This is a genomic window from Bradyrhizobium sp. S3.7.6 (assembly GCF_054061875.1).
The window spans coordinates 1239163-1258282 of record NZ_JBSSEQ010000001.1 but is presented as its reverse complement, the minus strand read 5'-3'; the positions used below and the strand labels follow the sequence as shown (position 1 = coordinate 1258282).

Below are 19120 nucleotides of genomic sequence, written 5' to 3'. Positions count from 1 at the left end.
ATTGCGACGCAAAACCTGTAAGGCGTCGAGGCTGAAGAGCACTGCGGCGGGCCGGCCGGGCGGCATTGCGTTCGCCCGTCCCCTTTCCGCATTGGAATCATCGTGAGAAGGCGCCAATTCGCTCGAAATTTAGTTCGAGACCGATTTCACCTTGCGGACGAGCACGCTGTCGCCGTTCCGGCTGATTTCGAGCGCATCTGCCTGGTACGGTGTTGAGAACGCCACACGCTGACCCGGTGCAAGAACAGACACAATACGGATCGGCGTTCCCGCCATGCCTTGTGCGAGGGTCGTGACAACATGGAATCCGTCGCGCCCGACGGTGTAGTAGGCGACACCGGACACTTCGCCGAGGTCGATGCTCATACCATCAATCGGACGCAGGCCATCGGCGTGGGCGGCCTCCAGAGAGGCCAAGGCGAATGCTGCGGCTACAAACATGCTACGGATCGACATAGCGATCTCCTTTGGGTTGCGACATAAAACCTGTAAAACGTCGAGGCTGAAGAACACTGCGACGAGCCGGCCGGGCGTATTGCGTCCGCCCGCGCCTTTCGGCATTTAGGCGTTCGCGCCGCCGAAGCTTGGCGGATTGATACCCATTGCTGCGATCGGCTCGCTGAAGGCTGCGCCCACACTCAGCTATATGCTGACGGGCGGTCCTCTTTGACCCAGTGCTTTTCAGCCTCAGAATCGGGGTTAGGCGGCTTCATTCCTTGGATGGTCCAGAAATCGATTGGCGTTTCGTCAATGTGGACCTCCCAGCGATAACCCCGCTCGCGTGCGAAGGGATTGAGCGTAGTGTTGACGCGCTCCAGCCACCACGCTCGCCGCTCGGGAGCAGTTGCGCGAGCAATCTGATCAATCCAAATCCGGACAAAATCGTTCGTTGCCTTTCCGCCGACAAAGAACGAGTTCTTTGGCAATTCGTGAAAGACAATGCTTGCATAGAACCGGGGCAGGCCGACATCCGCGTAGAGGTCCGTGATACGCGTCGCAAGCGCGCGCTTGTCCTCGGCTGAGTACGCATTTTCCGGGCAGTAAATATGCCACAGAGGCATTTGAGTTCTCCTTGTTAAGCTCCTGGCAGGGCGCGCCCGCCAGCATGCTGCCGCGTGAGGACGGGTCGACGGCAGGCGCCGACCCGGAACGCTCCATCACGCGAGTTCTTCGAGATGCCCGAGGCCCAGACCGTCGACGACGGCCTTCTGGACGGGCGCGATGTCGGCATTGATCTTGTCAGCACCGAACGACGTGCCCACCACCGTCCGAGCGGCGCGACTGCCCTTCGCCTGGCCGACGAGCTTGGCGACGGCCTCGGCAATGTCGTGAGGCTTCGGAGCGTTCTTTCCCTGCAGCATTGACGTGAAGGTCTTGTAGATGGCGTCGGGAATCTGGCCGACCTCGCCGTAGGACTTCGTGATGTCGCCGTCGGCAGGCCTCTGGATGCTCGAGTACAGGCTTGTCGGGTAAGCGCCAGGTTGAACTTCCACCACGTCTACGCCGAGTTGGGAGACCTCCAGCCGAATGCTGTCGGTCAAAGCTTCGATCGCCATCTTGCTCGCGCCGTAGATGCCGACGAAGGGGAACGTCACGCGGCCGAGGACCGAGCCCATGTTGATAATGAGGCCGTCGCGCTCCCGACGCATCGAAGGCAGCACTGCCCGTGTAACGCGGAGGAGCCCGATGACGTTGGTGTCGAAGATCGCCTTCGCCTGATCCGCCGTGAAGGCTTCGGTCACGCCGACCGACGCAATGCCGGCGTTGTTGACCAGCACGTTGATCTTGCCGGCCTCGGCGAGGATAGAAGCAATGGCGCGATCGACCGAGCCGTCATCGGTAACGTCGAGTTCCACGACGCCTATTTTCTGGCTTCGTAGCGCGTCGGCGTGCCTGCGATTGCGGCTGGCGATGTCGCGCATCGCGGCGAACACGCGATAGCCGTCGCGCGCCAGCCTTTCCGCGGTTTCGCGGCCGAAGCCGCTCGATGTGCCGGTGATGAGAATAGTCCTGGTCATGGTTTGCCTCCGGTGGTGAGGGTTGCGGGTCAATGCGAGATGATCAGCCGGTATGGCTGGTCAGGAACTGGCGGAGTACCGCGACCGGGATGTCCGAGAACGAGCTTCAACAGACGTCAGGAGCGGCGGGTTGGGGTGATGAAGCCTTGGATGCGAGTCAGAAGGCGAATTCCAGGCTGGCGTGTGCAACCAACGTTCCCGTAGACGCAAACGAAACGCGGGTTTCCGTGAAGGCCGACGCTTTGCCAAAGCGCAATGCTTCCGCTCGTACATGATAGTCATCGTTGACGGCTGGACGCAGGAAGTGAGTGTGCTGATACACGGTGCCTTTAGTGATGCGCCCCGTCGTGCCCGCGGACAGTGATGCAACCGAGTCAATGGCCGCCATAATTGCCTGGCCACACACCGCACAGCTTGACAATTTGAGCGCATCATTTTGTGGAAGCATCGCGGACACGATGCCCGGGCAGACCTTGAACTCACGAAGGCCGAGCATTTTCACCCAAGGCGCGAAAACATATTCGTACAACTCAAGAACGGTGGCATCCGTCACGGGCAAACAATGAAGCGGAACCGGAATTCCAAGCCGCCCAACTCCCAAGGCAGGATCGGACTCGTTTTGCGTTGCCTGCTCGGTCACAAGAGCCCGGTTCCCCGTTAGCGTCATTGTATTCTGAACTTCTGCAATCATTGTTGCCTCCGATTCTCGTCAAAGCGTGACTACCAGGATCGGAATCTAGGCGGCTGGACCTCAGGTGTCGTGAGACGATCGCGCCCAATCGTCCGTACTGGCGCGCACCGCCTGGCGCGCCTCGCGGCGATGCTGACACGATCTCGGGGGCGTGATTTGGCGTGACGCAGAGTTGAGTGGGACTCGTCCCGGGCCACGCTAGCTTGATCGACGTCTGCCCGTGGTTTCCGGCGCAGGCCATTACAAACCGTGCGATTAGGCTTGCCAAGGCTCGTTTTACCAAGACCCGTGGAGGTGATGATGCGCCCGAACGACGATTTTCTCAGCGCTCCAGAATTGGACTATGACGGTTTCCGATCTGCAATGCGCGAGGATTGGGGATGGTTTACTCCTGCTCGCGAAACCAACATCTTCGCCAGCAAGGTGCGCACGCGGCGCGTCTTCGGATTCGCTGCAGTGGATCTCACCTGCAGCGCTACCCGCCTTGAGCGGACGGAACAGGACATTCGCCGTGATAACATGGAGTACTATTTCGTCACAGTTCAGGATACCGGCGAATCGATCATCATTCACAACGACCGAGTCGTAAATATCACTGCTGGCGATGTCATCCTGCTCGATTCCACAAAACCCGTGACATTCATCTCGCGGGCCGAAGACAGCGCGCAATGGCTTGGTGTGCAAGTGCCGCGCCAGAAGCTGGCGTCGCATCTCGGCTTCGAACCGCAGGGTGGCGTGTGCGGTCCTCGGCAGGCGCAAGCGTCACGTCTGCTCTGTCAACTCGCTCTTGACCCGATCAGCGATGCAGAACCGGCGTTCGCGTCGACTGATCAATTTATGCATCTGGTGGTCTACGATCTCCTCGGCGCACTGTTTGCACCTCCCGCCCCGCTTGGCTCGCGTCACAACGACAAGCTGTTCATGCGCGTCTGCGGCATCATAAAGGACCGCTTTGCCGATCCGGACATCTCTCCGCGGGAGGTGGCTGCCGAGGCGGGAATTTCACTGCGCTATTTGCAGAAGCTGTTCACGGCCCGTGGGTCGACATGCGGTCACCACATATGTTCGGCCCGTCTGGATCATGCGGCGCGTCTGATCGAACGACGCGCGTTGATGAAGACAGGTCAGCCTCTCAGCGATATTGCCTACGCCTGCGGCTTTCGCGACTACACGCATTTTGCGCGCGGCTTCCGCCGGCGTTTCGGCACCGCGCCGGGCGCCGTCGGAGCAGGCGCCACCGGTAACGACAGCGCACGGGTGTGAAGGCTGCAGAAACAGAGGCAAGCGCAGTTAAGCTCGGCTCTCGACCGAATTCAGAAAGGATCTCGCTTTCCAACCCCTGTCGCGCCCAGAAGCAATCCGGGGGGGCGACCGTCGAAAACAGAGATCTACCTTGCATTTCGATAGGAGCTGGCGGAGAGAGTGGGATTCGAACCCACGGTACGGTTTCCCGCACACACGCTTTCCAAGCGTGCGCCTTAAGCCACTCGGCCATCTCTCCGGAGCGCCCTCTCTTGAAGGGGAGCCGATGATTTTGCAAGAGATCGCGGGGAAATCGGGTGAATTTTCCGTAAGATATTGTATTTGAAAGACAATATCTGGCGCCAGCTGGCGCTTCGGAACCGCTCAAAGGCTGAACCGGAAGCGGGTTTGGCGCGACGATTCACTCAAGACCGCCAAACACGACCGGGGACGCCATGACCATCCAAAAGACCATCGTCGCGCTGGGCCTGATTTCGGCCCTTGGCTCCGCCTTTGCCGCGTCGGCCGCCGCGCAGGTCTGCACCCGGCAGGGCGTCGACGTGAGTTGCGACGACGGGCGGCGCGGGGTGCTTTCGGGCGATGCCATCATCTGGCCGGACGGGACGCGCTCGAACGCCTCGCCGCATCCGAGCGTGATCATCGGCAACAAGAGCTCGGTGCATGTCGGACCCGGCGTGTTCGTCGGCCAGGGCAAGGGCATGGTGCCGCTGGACGATCCCAACGCGCCGAACAAGCGGCAATGCGCGATTTTGGACGGGGTGTCGTATTGTTATTGAGCGCCTCTCCCCGCGAGAACGGGGAGAGCAAGCGAGCTTAAATCAGCCGCACACCTGATATCGCCGACTTCAGCCAGCGCAGTGCCTGCGGCGGCTGGGTCTCGAGCGGCGCGACGACGGCCTTTTCGGTCCGGCACTTCTCCAGCTCGGCGACGAAGTCGGCGGACCATTGCTGGATGGTGTGGCCGCGCAGCTTCTTCATCATCGCGTCCCAGCGCATCTTGCGCTCGGCGAGCGGCATCGCGGCCGCAACCGCGATCGCGCGCGCCATGCCGTCGATGTCGTGCGGATTGACCAGCAGCGCCGTTTCGAGCTCGTTGGCGGCGCCGGCGAACTTCGACAGCACCAGCACGCCGGGATCGGCCGGGTTCTGCGCGGCGACATATTCCTTGGCGACGAGGTTCATGCCGTCATGCAGCGGCGTCACCACGCCGATCTGCGCGGTGCGGTAGAGACCCGCGAGCACGGTCTGGCTGAAGCCCTTGTTGAGGTAGCGAATCGGCGTCCAGTCGACCTCGCCGTGGCGGCCGTTGACGTCGGTGACGAGACGCGCGACCTCGTTCTGGAGATTGCCATAGGCCTCGATCGCGCCGCGCGAGGGGTTGGCGATCTGGAGCAGCGAGATGCTGCGCGCGAACTGCGGATGCTCGGTCCAGAGCCGGTCGAACGCGCTGATGCGATTGACGAGACCCTTGGAATAGTCGAGCCGGTCGACGCCGATGGCGAGCCGCTCGCCGTTGAGGCTGCGGCGCAGCCGCGACACGTCAGGATGCGAGGCCGACTTCGCGGCGTAAGCTGCGAACTTCTCCGCATCGATGCCGATCGGAAAGACCTCGCAACGCGTACGGCCATGCTGCGAGATCGCAACGCCGTCTTCGACGGCGAGGCCGAGTTCGCCCGCGACATAGCCGAGGAAATTCTGGCAATCCTCATTGGTCTGGAAGCCGAGCAGATCGTAGGCCAGCATCGCCGTGATCAGCTCGCGATGATTGGGCACGCCCTGCATCACCGCGGCGACCGGCCACGGCGTGTGCAGGAAGAAGCCGATCGGATCATCGACGCCGAGATCGCGCAGCTCCGCGCCGAGCGCGAGGAAATGATAATCCTGCACCCAGAAAGCCGTTTTCGCTTTCCGGAAGCGCATCAAGGCGCGCGCCATGAAGGCGTTGACCTCGCGATAGCTGACATAGTCGTCGCGCGAGACGCGGATCAGATCGCTGCGCGAATGCAGCGCCGGCCACAGCGCCGAATTGGCAAAGCCTTCGTAATAGCCGCCGTAGTGCGCCGCCGGCAGATCCAGCGTCGCAATCGCACCCGAGCCAAGCGCTTCGATCTCGGCGAACGGTTCCTTCTGATGGCCGTCGCGCACACGGCCCGACGAACCCACCCAGATAGCACCCGAATGTTCCACCACGGGAAGCAATGCCGCAGCCAAGCCGCCCGTCATCGGCTCGTTGGGTTTACCGCGCGCAACTCGATTTGAAACGACGACTAAATTCACAGGTCGTCCCCTCCTTCATTCCAACCCGTTTAACTGCTGTTCATCAATATGGTTCCTGTCCATCATTTGTACGAAATGAAACCAAAATCAGGCACATGCGTTGGAACCAGTTTTTCTGCTGGGAACCCGGCGGTTTCGCTCAACAAAGTCAGTTTTCGTGACTGTGTTGCCCAGCATGAATTGCGCGCGCAAGCGAACCACGCGAGCGACAAATGTGGCCCCGAGGTGTCGGTGCCTTATTCCAACCTTGTGTCGTCGAGCAGACGCGCGAGGAACGCGCGCACATCCTTCGGCTCATCGAAATGGCCGTTGACGCCGATGGCGCGGCGACCGACCGAGAAGGACAGCCCGTTCATGTCGGGCATGATCGCGAACACGGTCTCATCGGTAACGTCGTCGCCAATGAAGATCGGACGGCGCCCTTTGAAGGGCTCATGCTTCATCAATTCGCGCACGCCGGTGGCCTTGGTGAAGCCGGAATGCTTGATCTCGCAAACGAACTTGCCGGGCAGCACCTCGATCGGCGCATTGGGCAGATCGGCGCGGATCAGCGAGACGGCTTCGAAGATCGCCTTCTCCGCATGCGGCGCGAGACGATAATGCAGCGCCAGCGAATAGCCCTTGTCCTCGAGCAGAATGCCGGGGCTGAGCTTGGCGATCGCAGCCAGGCGCCGCTTCAGCTCCTTGTCCATCGGCGGCGCGTGCACGTCGTCGGCCTCATTGCCCACCGACAGGCGCATTTCCGCGCCGTGACCGGCGACCGCGCGAAACACGTCGGGTGCGAAGATCAGGTCGATGTCGTTGAGCGAACGGCCGCTGACCATCGCCAGCGCGCCGGACGTGCGCTCGGTCAACAGGTTCAGCGTTTCCGACAGGCCCGGCGGCACCCACACCTCGCGCGGCGTCGGCATCAGGTCGAGCAGCGTGCCGTCGATGTCGAGCAGGATCGCGGTCTCCCCCAGATGCGGCACGAGCGCATGCGGCACCGGCACCGCGTCGGGCGCTTCTTCGTCAACCATGGGGCGCTTCTGATCCAATTCCGCGAGTTCCGATTTCATAGTCTACTCCATAAAGGCAAGCGGCCGCGCGATTTGTTCGAGCGATTTGCGTTCCGCGGCGACGGCGTAGCGCCAGGCCACGATCGCAGCCACGATCATCAGGAAGGCCCCCAGCAAATAGCCCGCGAACACGCTGGTGCGTGATCCCGTGTCGATCAGCGCGCCGAACAGCGCGGGCCCGATCACGCCGCCGATGCCGGTGCCGACCGCGTAGAACACTGCAATCGCCAACGCGCGCACTTCCAGAGGGAACGTCTCGCTGACGGTCAGGTAGGCCGCGCTCGCGGCGGGCGAGGCAAAGAAGAAGATCACCATCCAGGCAATGGTCTGCCCCTGCGCGCTCAGCGCGCCGATCGAGAACAGATAGCCCGAGAGCGCCAGCAGCACGCCCGATACGCCGTAGGTAAACGTGATCATGACGCGGCGGCCGAGCGTGTCGAACAGGCGGCCGAGCAGCAGCGGCCCGAGGAAGTTGCCGGCGGCGAACGGCAGGAGATACCAGCCGACATGCTCGGCGCTGATGCCGTAGAAGTCGGTCAGCACCAGCGCGAAGGTGAAGAAGATCGCGTTGTAGAAGAACGCCTGCGCGCTCATCAGCACGAGGCCGACCAGGGAGCGCTGACGATAGACGAAGAACAGCGTGTGCACGACCTCCCTGATCGGAGTGTGGTCGCGCATCTTCAGGCGTATTTTCGTGAAGCGGCCATCGCTCGCATGCCGGTCATGCCCGATCACAGAGCGCTCGATCTCGTCCACGATGGCGTGGGCCTGGTCGGGCCGGCCGTGGATCATCAGCCAGCGCGGGCTCTCCGGAATCCACATCCGCATCAACAGCACGACGAGGCCAAGGGTCGCGCCGATGAGATAGGCGAGGCGCCAGCCGAGATCGGGACCGATCAATGCGGGATCGAGCAGCACGATGGCCGCCACCGCGCCCATCGCCGCGCCGATCCAGAAACTGCCGTTGATGACGAGGTCGGTCCAGCCGCGATAGCGCGCCGGCACCAGTTCCTGGATCGTCGAGTTGATCGCAGTGTATTCGCCGCCGATGCCGGCGCCGGTGAGAAAACGAAACAGCGCGTAACTCGCGACATTCCACGACAAGGCGGTCGCGGCGGTCGCGGAGAGATAAAGCGCCAGTGTGATGAAGAACAGCTTCTTGCGGCCGATGCGGTCGGTGAGCCAGCCGAAGCCGAGCGCGCCGAGCACCGCACCGGCAAGATACGCGGAATTGGCGATACCGAGATCGAGATTGGAGAATTGCAGCGACGGACTCTGCTTCAACGCGCCGGAGAGCGCGCCGGCCAGCGTCACCTCGAGCCCGTCGAGGATCCAGGTGATCCCGAGCGCCAGCACGACGCGGGTATGAAAGCCGCTCCACGGCAGCGCATCGAGCCGCGCGGGAATGCTGGTCTCGATGATGCGGTCAGCCGCGACCGCCGCAGAGACTGCAGGTCCATAATTCAGCGCTGGGCTTTGCTGCAATTCCATCGCGTTGCTGGGTCTAACCAATGGAAGCGGCCCCGGTTCACATGGTGTGGACAGGGGCGTTCCGATCATGGAGGTGCGGCATTCCGCCTGCCACCTGCGACAACGCCTGCGGCAAAGGCGGGTTCCCGCGGGAACAGCGCTTGGGATCGTCCGTTTCCGATGGAGCCGCTGGGAGTTGACGCATGGCTCACGTCAGAAAGACGACACATTCGCGCAAAACCTGGAGCGCGCGAAGGTGGAGTTGAAGCGGACGTTCGGGAGGGAGTGAGACTCGCGCTCTTTACCCCCCGTCGTCCCGGACAAGCGAAGCGCAGATCCGGGACCATAACCACAGGGAGTGGTTTGGCGAAGACTTGGAGTTACCACCGTCCGTCTCAACTATCCGCTGGGAGTATGGATCCCGGATCGGCGCGCGCCTAAGGGCGCGCTTGTCCGGGACGACAGCGGAGTATGAGGCGATAGCGAGGTCTTCAAGCGCCAAGCGCCTGACGCGCGGCGAGCCTTACGCGGCCCTGATATTGCCCATAAAGCGATCGAGCTCGGCGCGCAGGCGCGTGCTTTCGGATGACAGCGTCTTGGCCGAGTTCAGCACCTCTTCCGAGGCCGAACCGGTTTCGGCGGCGCCGCGATTGACCTGACCGATGTCGGTGGCTGCGGTCTGTGTGCCCTGCGCAACGGTCTGGACGCTGCGGGCGATTTCCTGCGTCGCGGCGCCCTGCTGCTCGACGGCGCTCGCAATCGACGTCGAGATCGACGAGATCTGGCCGATGGTCGCGCCGATCTCCTTGATCGCGGCGACCGACTCGGCGGTCGCGCCCTGCATCCCCGTAATGTGGGAGGAGATTTCGTCGGTCGCCTTCGCGGTCTGGCTCGCCAGCGACTTCACTTCGCTGGCGACCACGGCGAAGCCGCGGCCGGCCTCGCCGGCGCGCGCCGCCTCGATGGTGGCGTTGAGCGCAAGAAGATTGGTCTGCTCGGCGATCGCCGTGATCAGCTTGACCACTTCGCCGATCTGCTGCGCGGCATGGGAGAGTTTTCCGATGCGGCCGTCGGTTTCCTTCGCCTGCACCACGGCAGCTTCCGCAATACGACTGGAGTCGCGCACCTGGCGGCCGATCTCCTCGACGGAGGCCGAGAGCTCTTCCGTCGCGGTTGCCACCGACTGCATGTTGCTGGAGGCCTGCTCGGAGACACCGGCGACCTGGCTCGACAGGCTCTGCGTGGTCTCGGCGGTGCGGGTCAGCGTGGAGGCCGCCGATTCCAGCTGCACGGCCGAGGCCGAGACGTTGGAGACGATGGCGCCGACGGCGCTCTCGAAATCGTCGGCAAAGCGAATCAGCTCGGAGCGGCGGCTTGCGGCCTGCTCGCGGTTCTGGGCTTCGCTGGCGGCGGCGTCGCGCTCGGCTTTCGCGACAGCCTGAACCTTGAATTCCTCGACCGCGCCAGCCATCTCGCCGATCTCGTCCTTGCGGCCCAGGCCCGGCAGCACGACGTCGAAATTGCCGGACGCAAGCTCGCGCATCGCCTTGCACATCGCGATCATCGGACGCGAGATGCCGTTGCCGAGCATCAGGGCCAGCACGGCGCCAATGGCGAGGCCGCCGAGCGCCATCATCAGCATCAGCCGTTCGGTCTCGGTGATGGTGGAGTTGGCGCTCGCTTCGATGCGCTGCTGATCCGAGGTCAGATCGGACCGCAACTCGGCCGAGAGCTTGAGAATGCCCGCCGCCGTCTTGGTCATCTCGCCGTTCAACTTGACGATGATCTTCACGTTCTCGGTCAGCTTCGAGAAAGAGGTGCGGTACTGCTTCAGCAGGTTGCCGATCTCGGTGACGCGGTCGGTGATCTTCTGGTCATTGGCATAGATCGAGACCAGCAGGGTCTCCAAAAACTTGATGCGGGCGATCACGCCGTCGGCGGTCTTCGGCTCCGGCTTGGCGACGAAGGCGCTGACCGAGGTGGAGACCGCGAGATATTGCGAGGTGACGTCCTTGGCGGTGGTCTGAACCGAGTTCAGGCCCGCCAGCGCGGCCGTATCGGCGAGATCGTCGAACTTGAAGCGGATCTTGTTGCCGACGCTGTTGAGCTCGTCGGCGGCGATCTTGTTGTTCTCGCGGGTCAACGTGATGATCTCACCGAACACCTTGGTGAAGCGCTGGAATTCGGCCTCGAGCTTGCCGACCTGCTCGCGGCGCGCCGCGCCGGTCGTGGCCGCCACCGACTTGGCGATCGCGCCCTTCAGATTCTCTTCGGCGGCCTTGGCCGCGGTCTCGTCATCGGTCGCGCCCGTTAGCGTATAGGCCCGCGCCAGTCCCTGATAGGCGATCAGCTCGCGGTCCACGGTCCGCGCGAGGTCCGCTTCCGACACGCTGGCCCGGTAGGAGGCGACGGCGGCCTGGATCCGCTCGAAGCCGAAATAGGCGAAAGCCATGCTGACGGCGAGGATGGCCAGCACCGCCACGAAGCCGAGGATGATTTTTGCACGAAAACGCAGGGTGAAGAGCTTCGATGTGTTCGGCGTCGACTTGACGGGCATTCCCCACCCCATTCCATTCGCGGAAAACCAGGCGCAGCCCGGAAGCAGCCCGCTTCCTGACTCGTGAGCACGGTAGAGTGCAAAGGATAAGCGGCGGTAAATTTATGGCGTCGCAACTTGCGGTTAGGTGACGCGGGGAGATGCGCACTCGGCTGTCGTCCCCGCGCTCACGCGCCTTCGCGGGACGACAGCCGAGAGTGACGCGACGGCAGCGGCTTCGGACGCGGCCGAGCCTTATGCCGCCCGGATATTCCCCATGAACCGGTCGAGCTCGGCGCGCAGGCGGGTGCTTTCGCTGGACAGGGTTTTGGCCGAATTCAGGACCTCCTCCGAGGCCGAGCCGGTTTCGGCGGCGCCACGGTTGACCTGGCCGATGTCGGTGGCGGCGGTCTGGGTGCCCTGCGCGACGGTCTGGACGCTGCGGGCAATCTCCTGCGTCGCGGCGCCCTGCTCTTCCACGGCGCTCGCGATCGAGGTCGAGATCGACGAAATCTTGCCGATGGTGGCGCCGATCTCCTTGATCGCGGCGACCGACTCGGCCGTCGCGCCCTGCATGCCCGCGATGTGCGAGGAAATCTCGTCGGTGGCCTTCGCGGTCTGGCTGGCCAGCGACTTCACTTCGCTGGCGACCACGGCAAAGCCGCGGCCGGCCTCGCCGGCACGCGCCGCCTCGATGGTGGCGTTGAGCGCCAGAAGGTTGGTCTGCTCGGCGATCGCGGTGATCAATTTGACCACCTCGCCGATCTGCTGGGCGGCGTGCGACAGCTTGCCGATCCGGCCGTCGGTTTCCTTGGCCTGAACCACCGCATCTTCCGCGATGCGGCTGGAATCGCGGACCTGGCGGCCGATCTCCTCGACGGAGGCCGAAAGCTCTTCCGTCGCGGTTGCGACCGACTGCATGTTGCTCGAGGCCTGCTCGGAGACACCGGCGACCTGGCTCGACAGGGTCTGCGTGGTTTCGGCGGTTCGGGTCAGTGTGGACGCCGCCGATTCGAGCTGCACAGCGGAAGCCGACACGTTCGACACGATGGCACCGACCGCGCTTTCAAAGTCATCGGCGAAGCGAATCAGCTCGGAACGACGTGCGGTGGCCAGTTCCTTGTTCTGGGCTTCGCTGGCGGCGGCGTCGCGCTCGGCCTTGGCCACGGCCTGAACCTTGAATTCCTCGACCGCGCCGGCCATCTCGCCGATCTCGTCCCTGCGGCCGAGGCCCGGCAGCACGACGTCGAAATTGCCCGACGCGAGCTCGCGCATCGCCTTGCACATCGCGATCATCGGACGCGAGATGCCGGTGCCGAGCAGAAAGGCGAGGATCGCGCCGAGCAGCGTGCCGCCGACGGCCAGCATCAGCACCAGTTGCTCGGTCCGTCCGATGGTCGCTTCCGACTCCGAATCCAGCCGCTGCTGTTCGGCGACGAGGTCCGCCTTCATGGCGGTGGCGCCTTGCAGGATCGCACCGGCAGAACCGCTCATCTCGGTGACGAGCTCATCCACCATCTTGGCGTTGGCGATCAGCTTCTCCAGCGCTTCGCGATAGGCCACGAGGATGGTCTTGGCGTCCTTCAGGCCGGCGACGATCTTGTCGTCCATGGAATAGACCGCGCCGAGCGAATTCTCGACGAATTTCAGCCGCGCCAGCGCGCTGGTCGCGATCGCCTGGTCGGACGTCAGCACGAAATTGGTCGCCGCCGCGCTCGCGGTCTGGAACTGGGCGTTGACCTGCTTGGTGCCGAACTCGATCGACTGCGCCTCGGAATCGGAGGCATTGTTGCCGATATCGTCAAGCTTGTATTTCAGGAGATTGGCTTGGCGCGTCAGCTGGTTCTGCACCAGCAGCGCGCTGTCGCGCTTGGCCTGGAGGACCTTTGCGAAGGTTGCGGAGAAGTTGGAGAATTCCTTGGCGAGCTTGTTGAGGCCCTCCTGCCGCGCCGGCTTCTGGGCACTCTTGACCGCCTGGTCGATGGCGCTCTTCAGGCCGGTCTCGGCGTCCAGCGCTGCCTTGGCATCGTCCTCCTTGCCGGTGACGACGAAATAACGGACTGCCGAGCGGTAGGCGAGCAGCTCGCGGTCGATGTTGCGGGCGAGATCGGCCTCGGTGACGCTGCTGCGGTAGGACCCGACCCCGGCCGAGACCCGCTCGAAACCGAAATAAGAGAAAGCCATGCTGCCGGCGGAGATCACCAGCACCGCGGCGAAGCCGAGGATGATCTTGGCGCGGAACCGGAGGGTCGGAAATATTGTACGCTTCGACGGCGACGCGATACGCCCGGACATTCCAACCCCCATTTTCTATTCAGCCGTGATCCGGAGGCGCCCCGCCGGATGCGCAAAACTAGGGCAGAATGGATAAAGGGCGGTAAATTCGCCGCACCTGCGCAATTTCCGGCTTTGTCGGCCAAAAGCCGACCGGATGGGATGACGGCTGGCATCCCACATGGGCCGACCATTTTGCGGCGGTCGACCCGCTTCGCCGGCCCAAGTCATTGCCCGCTCGTCAGGATCGATAACTTTTCCATGACCGGCGTGACCAAAATCCTAGTTGCAATGTCAGGGGGCGGCGGTCTCTAATTAGAAACAATCAAAATCAATCCGGGGAGGTATATTCCGTGTCTACAGTCAAACTGACGGTGAACGGCAAGGCCGTTGCCGTCGACGTCGAGGACCGCACGCTGCTGGTCCAACTCCTGCGGGATCACCTCAACCTCACCGGGACCCATGTCGGCTGCGACACCAGCCAGTGCGGCGCCTGCGTCGTACACGTGGACGGCAAGGCGGTGAAATCCTGCACCATGCTGGCCGGCCAGGCCGACGGCGCCAGCGTCACCACCATCGAAGGCATCGCCAAGGGCGATGAGCTGCATCCGATGCAGGCCGCCTTCCGCGACAATCACGGCCTGCAATGCGGCTATTGCACGCCGGGCATGATCATGTCGGCGATCGACATCGTGCACCGCCATGGCGGCCAGCTCGACGAGCCCACCGTGCGCCAAGAGCTCGAAGGCAATATCTGCCGCTGCACCGGCTACCACAACATCGTCAAGGCCGTGCTGGACGCAGCCGGGCGCATGAAGGTCTCGCAGGCGGCCGAGTAAATCGGCGCGCCTCGAATAAAGAACCACCGCTGCCGCTTTCGAGGGAAAGCGCAGTCAAAGAAACTTCCGGTCGGGAGGACCAGACATGGGTGTTGAAGGCATCGGCGCGCGCGTCGTGCGCAAGGAAGACAAGCGTTTCATTACCGGCAAAGGCCGTTACGTCGACGACATCAAATTGCAGGGCATGACCCATGCCCATTTCATCAGAAGCCCGCATGCGCATGCCAAGGTGAAGAAGATCGATTCATCCGCCGCGCTCAACATGCCGGGCGTGGTCGCCGTGCTCACGGGACAGCAGATCGTCGACGACAAGGTCGGCAATCTCATCTGCGGCTGGGCCATCACCTCCAAGGACGGCAGCCCGATGAAGATGGGCGCATGGCCGGCGATGGCGCCGGAAACCGTGCGCTTCGTCGGTCAGGCCGTCGCGGTCGTGATCGCCGACAGCAAGAACCTCGCGCGCGACGCGGCCGAAGCCGTGGTCGTGGATTATGAAGAGCTGCCGGCAGTCGCCGATATCCATGCCGCGATCAAGGCCGGCGCAGCCCAGCTTCACCCCGAAGCCCCCGGCAACCAGGTCTATGACTGGGTGATCGGCGACGAGGGCGCGACGGATGCCGCCTTCGCCAAGGCCGCCAATGTGGTCAAGCTCGACGTCACCAACAACCGCCTCGCCCCGAACGCGATGGAGCCGCGCGCGGCGATCGCCGACTATGACGCGGCGGAAGAGCACTTCACGCTCTATACGACCTCGCAGAACCCGCACGTCGCCCGCCTCGTGCTCTCGGCGTTCTACAACATCGCCCCCGAGCACAAGCTGCGCGTGATCGCCCCCGACGTCGGCGGCGGCTTCGGCTCAAAAATCTTCATCTATCCCGAGGAGATGGTGGCGCTGTGGGCCTCGAAGAAGGTCGGCCGTCCAGTAAAATGGACCGGCGACCGCACCGAGGCCTTCCTCACCGATGCGCATGGCCGTGACCATGTGACCCATGCCGAAATGGCGTTCGATGCCAACAACAAGATCACCGGCTTGAAGGTGAAGACCTACGCCAATTTCGGCGCCTACATGTCGCTGTTCTCCTCGTCGGTCCCGACCTATCTCTACGCGACGCTGCTGTCGGGCCAGTACAACATCCCGGCGATCCATGCCGAGGTGGTCGGGGTCTACACCAACACCACGCCGGTCGACGCCTATCGCGGCGCAGGCCGCCCCGAGGCGAGCTATTTGATCGAGCGGCTGATGGAGACGGCGGCGCGGCAGCTCAAGGTCGATCCGGCAGCACTGCGCCGGAGCAACTTCATCACCCAGTTCCCGCACCAGACGCCTGTGATCATGGCCTATGACACCGGTGATTTTAATGCCTCGCTCGATGCCGCGATGAAGGCGATCGACTATGCCGGCTTCGCAGCCCGCAAGGCCAAGGCGAAGGCGGACGGCAAGCTGCGCGGCATCGGCGTGTCCTGCTACATCGAGGCCTGCGGCATCGCGCCGTCGAAGGCCGTCGGTAGCCTCGGCGCCGGCGTTGGTCTGTGGGAATCCGCCGAAGTGCGGGTCAACCCGGTCGGCACCATCGAGATCCTGACGGGCTCGCACAGCCACGGCCAGGGTCACGAGACCACGTTCTGCCAGCTCGTTGCGGAACGCTTGGGCGTTCCCATCAGCCAGGTCTCGATCGTCCATGGCGACACCGACAAGGTGCAGTTCGGCATGGGCACCTACGGCTCGCGCTCGGCGGCCGTCGGTCTCACCGCGATCCTGAAGGCCATGGAGAAGATGGAGTCCAAGGCCAAGAAGATCGCGGCGCATGCGCTCGAAGCGTCCGAGGGCGACATCGTCATCGAGAACGGCGAGTTCAAGGTGGCCGGCACGGACAAGGCGATCGCCTTCCCGATGGTCGCGCTCGCGGCCTACACCGCGCACAATCTGCCTGACGGGATGGAGCCGGGCCTGAAGGAAAGCGCCTTCTACGATCCGACCAACTTCACCTTCCCGGCCGGCGCCTACATCTGCGAGCTCGAGGTCGATCCCGGCACCGGCAAGACCTCCTTCGTCAACTTCGTCGCGGCCGACGATTTCGGCCGGCTGATCAACCCGATGATCGTCGAGGGACAGGTCCATGGCGGCCTTGCCCAGGGCATCGGGCAGGCGCTGCTCGAGCACGCCATCTACGATGCCAACGGCCAGCCCGTCACGGCCTCGTTCATGGACTACTCCATGCCGCGCGCCGACGACCTGCCCTCGTTCAACCTCTCCCACACCACGACGCTGTGCCCGGGCAATCCCCTGGGCATCAAGGGCTGCGGTGAGGCCGGCGCGATCGGCGCCTCTGCGGCCGTGATCAACGCGATCACGGATGCGATCGGCAAGAACAATCTGGAAATGCCCGCAACCCCGGACCGGGTGTGGCGCACGATCCACGCGGCCTGAGAGGAGCAACAAGATGTACCAGACCACTTATCATCGCCCCTCCTCGGTCGACGAGGCCGTCGCCCTGTTCGGCAAGAGCAGTGAGGCGAAATTCCTCGCCGGCGGCCAGACCTTGCTGCCGGTCATGAAGCAGCGGCTCGCCAGCCCGTCCGACGTGATCGATCTCGGCAAGATCAAGGAGCTGCAGGGCGTCGAGCTCTCGGGCGACGTGCTGACCATCAAGGCCGGCACGACCTATTTCGACATCATGCAGAATGCCGACGTGAAGAAGGCGATCCCCGCGATCGCCTATCTCACCTCGGTGCTCGGCGATCCCGCCGTGCGTTATCGCGGCACGATCGGCGGCTCGATTGCCAACAACGATCCCGCCGCGGATTATCCGGCCGCGCTGCTGGCGCTCGGTGCCACCGTCAAGACCAACAAGCGGTCGATCTCGGCCGAGGACTTCTTCCAGGGCCTGTTCACGACGGCGCTGGAAGACGGCGAGATCATCACCGCGGTGTCGTTCCCGGTGCCGGCGAAGGCAGGCTACGAAAAAATGCGGCACCCGGCCTCACGCTTCGCGCTGACTGCCGTGTTCGTCGCGCAGACGAAGTCGGGCGAGATCCGTGTTGCCGCCACCGGCGCCTCGCAGAGCGGCGTGATGCGGGTGCCCGCGATCGAAGCCGCGCTGAAGGCGAACTGGTCGCCGTCGGCGCTCGACAATGTCAGCATTCCGGCGAGCGGATTGCTGGCCGATATCCACGGGACCGCGGAATACCGCGCCAACCTCGTCAAGGTGATGGCGCAGCGCGCGGTGGCCGCCGCGGGCTGACCGAGTCGCTAAAGCGCGACAGCGCGTCGCGCCTTAGCGCCTCAACACAAATCTTCCGCGGCGCGCAGCAATGCGCGCCGCTTTTTATTATGCGCCCATGCATGAAAACCGCTTGCCACGCGGACATGAAGGCGAGAAAAGTTAATCAGCCAATTAACTCGTCCCCAAAGAGGAACGTCTAAGGCGATTGCCGGACCACCGGCATTCGCCGGTGACCCGAGGAAACAACAGCGTGCTCGATAAACCAGCGCCCACCTCCTCCGTCCGCACCTCCGGCCCGCTTTCGGGCTTCCGTGTCGTCGAATTCGCCGGCATCGGACCCGGCCCATTCGCCTGCATGATGCTGGCTGACATGGGCGCCGATGTCGTCACGCTCGATCGCGTCGGTGCGAAGAAGAGCATGAAGTCGGTCGCGGGCCGCGGCCGCAAGGTGATCGAGCTCGACCTCAAGGACAAGGCGGCGATCGCAGAGGTGCTCGACCTGCTTGCCAGCGCCGACGCGCTGGTCGAGGGCTTTCGTCCCGGCGTGATGGAACGGCTTGGGCTCGGGCCCGACGTCGTGCTCGCGCGCAATCCCAAACTCGTCTACGGCCGCATGACCGGCTGGGGCCAGGAAGGCCCGCTGGCCAACGCCGCCGGCCATGACATCAATTACATCTCGATCACCGGCGCGCTGGCCGCGATCGGCACCAAGGAAGCCCCGGTGCCGCCGCTCAATTTGGTCGGCGATTTCGGCGGCGGTGCACTCTATCTCGTCGTCGGCGTGCTCGCCGCCCTCCTCGAAGCGCAAAGGTCCGGCAAGGGCCAGGTCGTGGACGCCGCGATGTGCGACGGCGCGGCATCGCTGATGTCGTTCTTCTTCGACATGAAGACGATCGGCCGCTGGAGCGAGGGGCGCAACCAGAACTTCCTCGACGGCGGCGCACATTTCTACGGCGTCTATGAATGTGCCTGCGGGCACTTCGTCTCGATCGGCTCGATCGAACCGCAGTTCTACGCGCTGCTGCGCGAGCACGCGGGCCTGACCGATGCCGACTTCGACGCGCAGATGAACCCCAAGGCCTGGCCCGCGCTGAAGCAGAAGTTGCAGGCCGTGTTTAGGAGCAAGACCCGCGAGGACTGGTGCAAGATCATGGAAGGCACCGACATCTGCTTCGCGCCGGTGCTCACCATGTCGGAAGCGACCGAGCATCCGCACATGGTCGCCCGCAACGTCTTCCTCGAGCGCCACGGCGTGAAGCAGCCCGCGCCCGCGCCGCGGTTCTCACGCACGCCGTCGGCGGTGCGGGAGCCGGAGGGCGCGGAGATTGGTGCGGTGATGGCTGCGTGGAAGAGGTAGATCTAGCCTCGGCAAAGATCGCGTAGGGTGGGCAAAGGCGCGAAGCGCCGAGCCCACCACCGCTCCGCAATTCTGATAGAAGTAGTGGGCACGCTTGCGCTTTGCCCACCACG

The 19120-nt window shown here is 63.6% G+C and carries 15 protein-coding genes and 1 tRNA gene; 6 read left to right on the top strand and 10 right to left on the bottom strand.

The features are described from left to right. Positions 1–129: 129 nt before the first annotated feature. The 4 genes from ACVJ5M_RS05965 to ACVJ5M_RS05950 form a co-directional block, all read right to left on the bottom strand. Positions 130–561: a hypothetical protein gene (locus ACVJ5M_RS05965; protein WP_231143783.1), complete on the bottom strand. Its 432-nt coding sequence runs from the start codon at positions 559–561 to the stop codon at positions 130–132. A gap of 77 nt (positions 562–638) precedes the next feature. Continuing rightward, entirely contained in the window at positions 639–1061 is a 423-nt protein-coding gene (locus ACVJ5M_RS05960) for a tautomerase family protein (protein WP_063980534.1), read from the bottom strand. A gap of 96 nt (positions 1062–1157) precedes the next feature. After that, positions 1158–2018: an SDR family oxidoreductase gene (locus ACVJ5M_RS05955; RefSeq protein WP_063980533.1), complete on the bottom strand. Its 861-nt coding sequence runs from the start codon at positions 2016–2018 to the stop codon at positions 1158–1160. Positions 2019–2175: 157 nt separating this feature from the next. Next, complete coding sequence (locus ACVJ5M_RS05950) at positions 2176–2709, bottom strand: PaaI family thioesterase (RefSeq protein ID WP_187387880.1); 534 nt, start codon at positions 2707–2709, stop codon at positions 2176–2178. Positions 2710–3009: 300 nt separating this feature from the next. Here ACVJ5M_RS05950 and ACVJ5M_RS05945 point away from each other — a divergent pair, with 300 nt between their 5' ends. Further along, positions 3010–3972 carry a helix-turn-helix domain-containing protein gene (locus ACVJ5M_RS05945; protein WP_187387879.1) on the top strand — a complete coding sequence of 321 codons (963 nt, stop codon included), beginning with the start codon at positions 3010–3012 and terminating at the stop codon, positions 3970–3972. Between the two features lie 148 nt (positions 3973–4120). Here the strand turns inward: ACVJ5M_RS05945 and ACVJ5M_RS05940 are convergent. Beyond that, positions 4121–4210 (bottom strand) — tRNA-Ser (locus ACVJ5M_RS05940). A 196-nt stretch (positions 4211–4406) separates the two neighbouring features. Between ACVJ5M_RS05940 and ACVJ5M_RS05935 the strand changes: the two genes are divergently transcribed. Continuing rightward, complete coding sequence (locus ACVJ5M_RS05935; protein ID WP_063980509.1) at positions 4407–4748, top strand: hypothetical protein; 342 nt, start codon at positions 4407–4409, stop codon at positions 4746–4748. Between the two features lie 37 nt (positions 4749–4785). On the opposite strand, the gene ACVJ5M_RS05930 is transcribed toward ACVJ5M_RS05935, so the two are convergent. The 5 genes from ACVJ5M_RS05930 to ACVJ5M_RS05910 all read right to left on the bottom strand — a co-directional run bounded on the left by ACVJ5M_RS05930 (position 4786) and on the right by ACVJ5M_RS05910 (position 13608). Beyond that, the gene (locus ACVJ5M_RS05930; protein WP_028170078.1) at positions 4786–6249 is read right to left on the bottom strand and encodes a trehalose-6-phosphate synthase; all 1464 of its coding nucleotides are present in this window, start codon (positions 6247–6249) and stop codon (positions 4786–4788) included. 236 nt (positions 6250–6485) lie between these two features. After that, on the bottom strand, positions 6486–7307 hold the full coding sequence (gene otsB, locus ACVJ5M_RS05925; protein WP_063980508.1) for a trehalose-phosphatase: 822 nt from the start codon (positions 7305–7307) through the stop codon (positions 6486–6488). A 3-nt stretch (positions 7308–7310) separates the two neighbouring features. After that, positions 7311–8798 carry an MFS transporter gene (locus ACVJ5M_RS05920; protein WP_063980507.1) on the bottom strand — a complete coding sequence of 496 codons (1488 nt, stop codon included), beginning with the start codon at positions 8796–8798 and terminating at the stop codon, positions 7311–7313. Positions 8799–9300: 502 nt separating this feature from the next. Beyond that, a complete protein-coding gene (locus tag ACVJ5M_RS05915; RefSeq protein ID WP_063980506.1) occupies positions 9301–11334 on the bottom strand; it encodes a methyl-accepting chemotaxis protein in 2034 nt (677 codons plus the stop codon). 234 nt (positions 11335–11568) lie between these two features. Beyond that, positions 11569–13608 (bottom strand): methyl-accepting chemotaxis protein, encoded by a 2040-nt coding sequence (locus tag ACVJ5M_RS05910; protein WP_231143781.1) that lies wholly within the window; start codon positions 13606–13608, stop codon positions 11569–11571. A gap of 332 nt (positions 13609–13940) precedes the next feature. Here ACVJ5M_RS05910 and ACVJ5M_RS05905 point away from each other — a divergent pair, with 332 nt between their 5' ends. From ACVJ5M_RS05905 to ACVJ5M_RS05890, 4 genes are all read left to right on the top strand, one after another. Continuing rightward, complete coding sequence (locus ACVJ5M_RS05905; protein ID WP_063980504.1) at positions 13941–14426, top strand: (2Fe-2S)-binding protein; 486 nt, start codon at positions 13941–13943, stop codon at positions 14424–14426. 85 nt (positions 14427–14511) lie between these two features. After that, entirely contained in the window at positions 14512–16854 is a 2343-nt protein-coding gene (locus tag ACVJ5M_RS05900) for a xanthine dehydrogenase family protein molybdopterin-binding subunit (RefSeq protein WP_063980503.1), read from the top strand. A gap of 13 nt (positions 16855–16867) precedes the next feature. After that, positions 16868–17668, top strand: coding sequence for an FAD binding domain-containing protein (locus ACVJ5M_RS05895; protein WP_028149283.1), 801 nt, complete (start codon positions 16868–16870; stop codon positions 17666–17668). A gap of 232 nt (positions 17669–17900) precedes the next feature. Further along, positions 17901–19007 (top strand): CaiB/BaiF CoA transferase family protein, encoded by a 1107-nt coding sequence (locus ACVJ5M_RS05890; protein ID WP_063986007.1) that lies wholly within the window; start codon positions 17901–17903, stop codon positions 19005–19007. Positions 19008–19120: the final 113 nt, after the last annotated feature.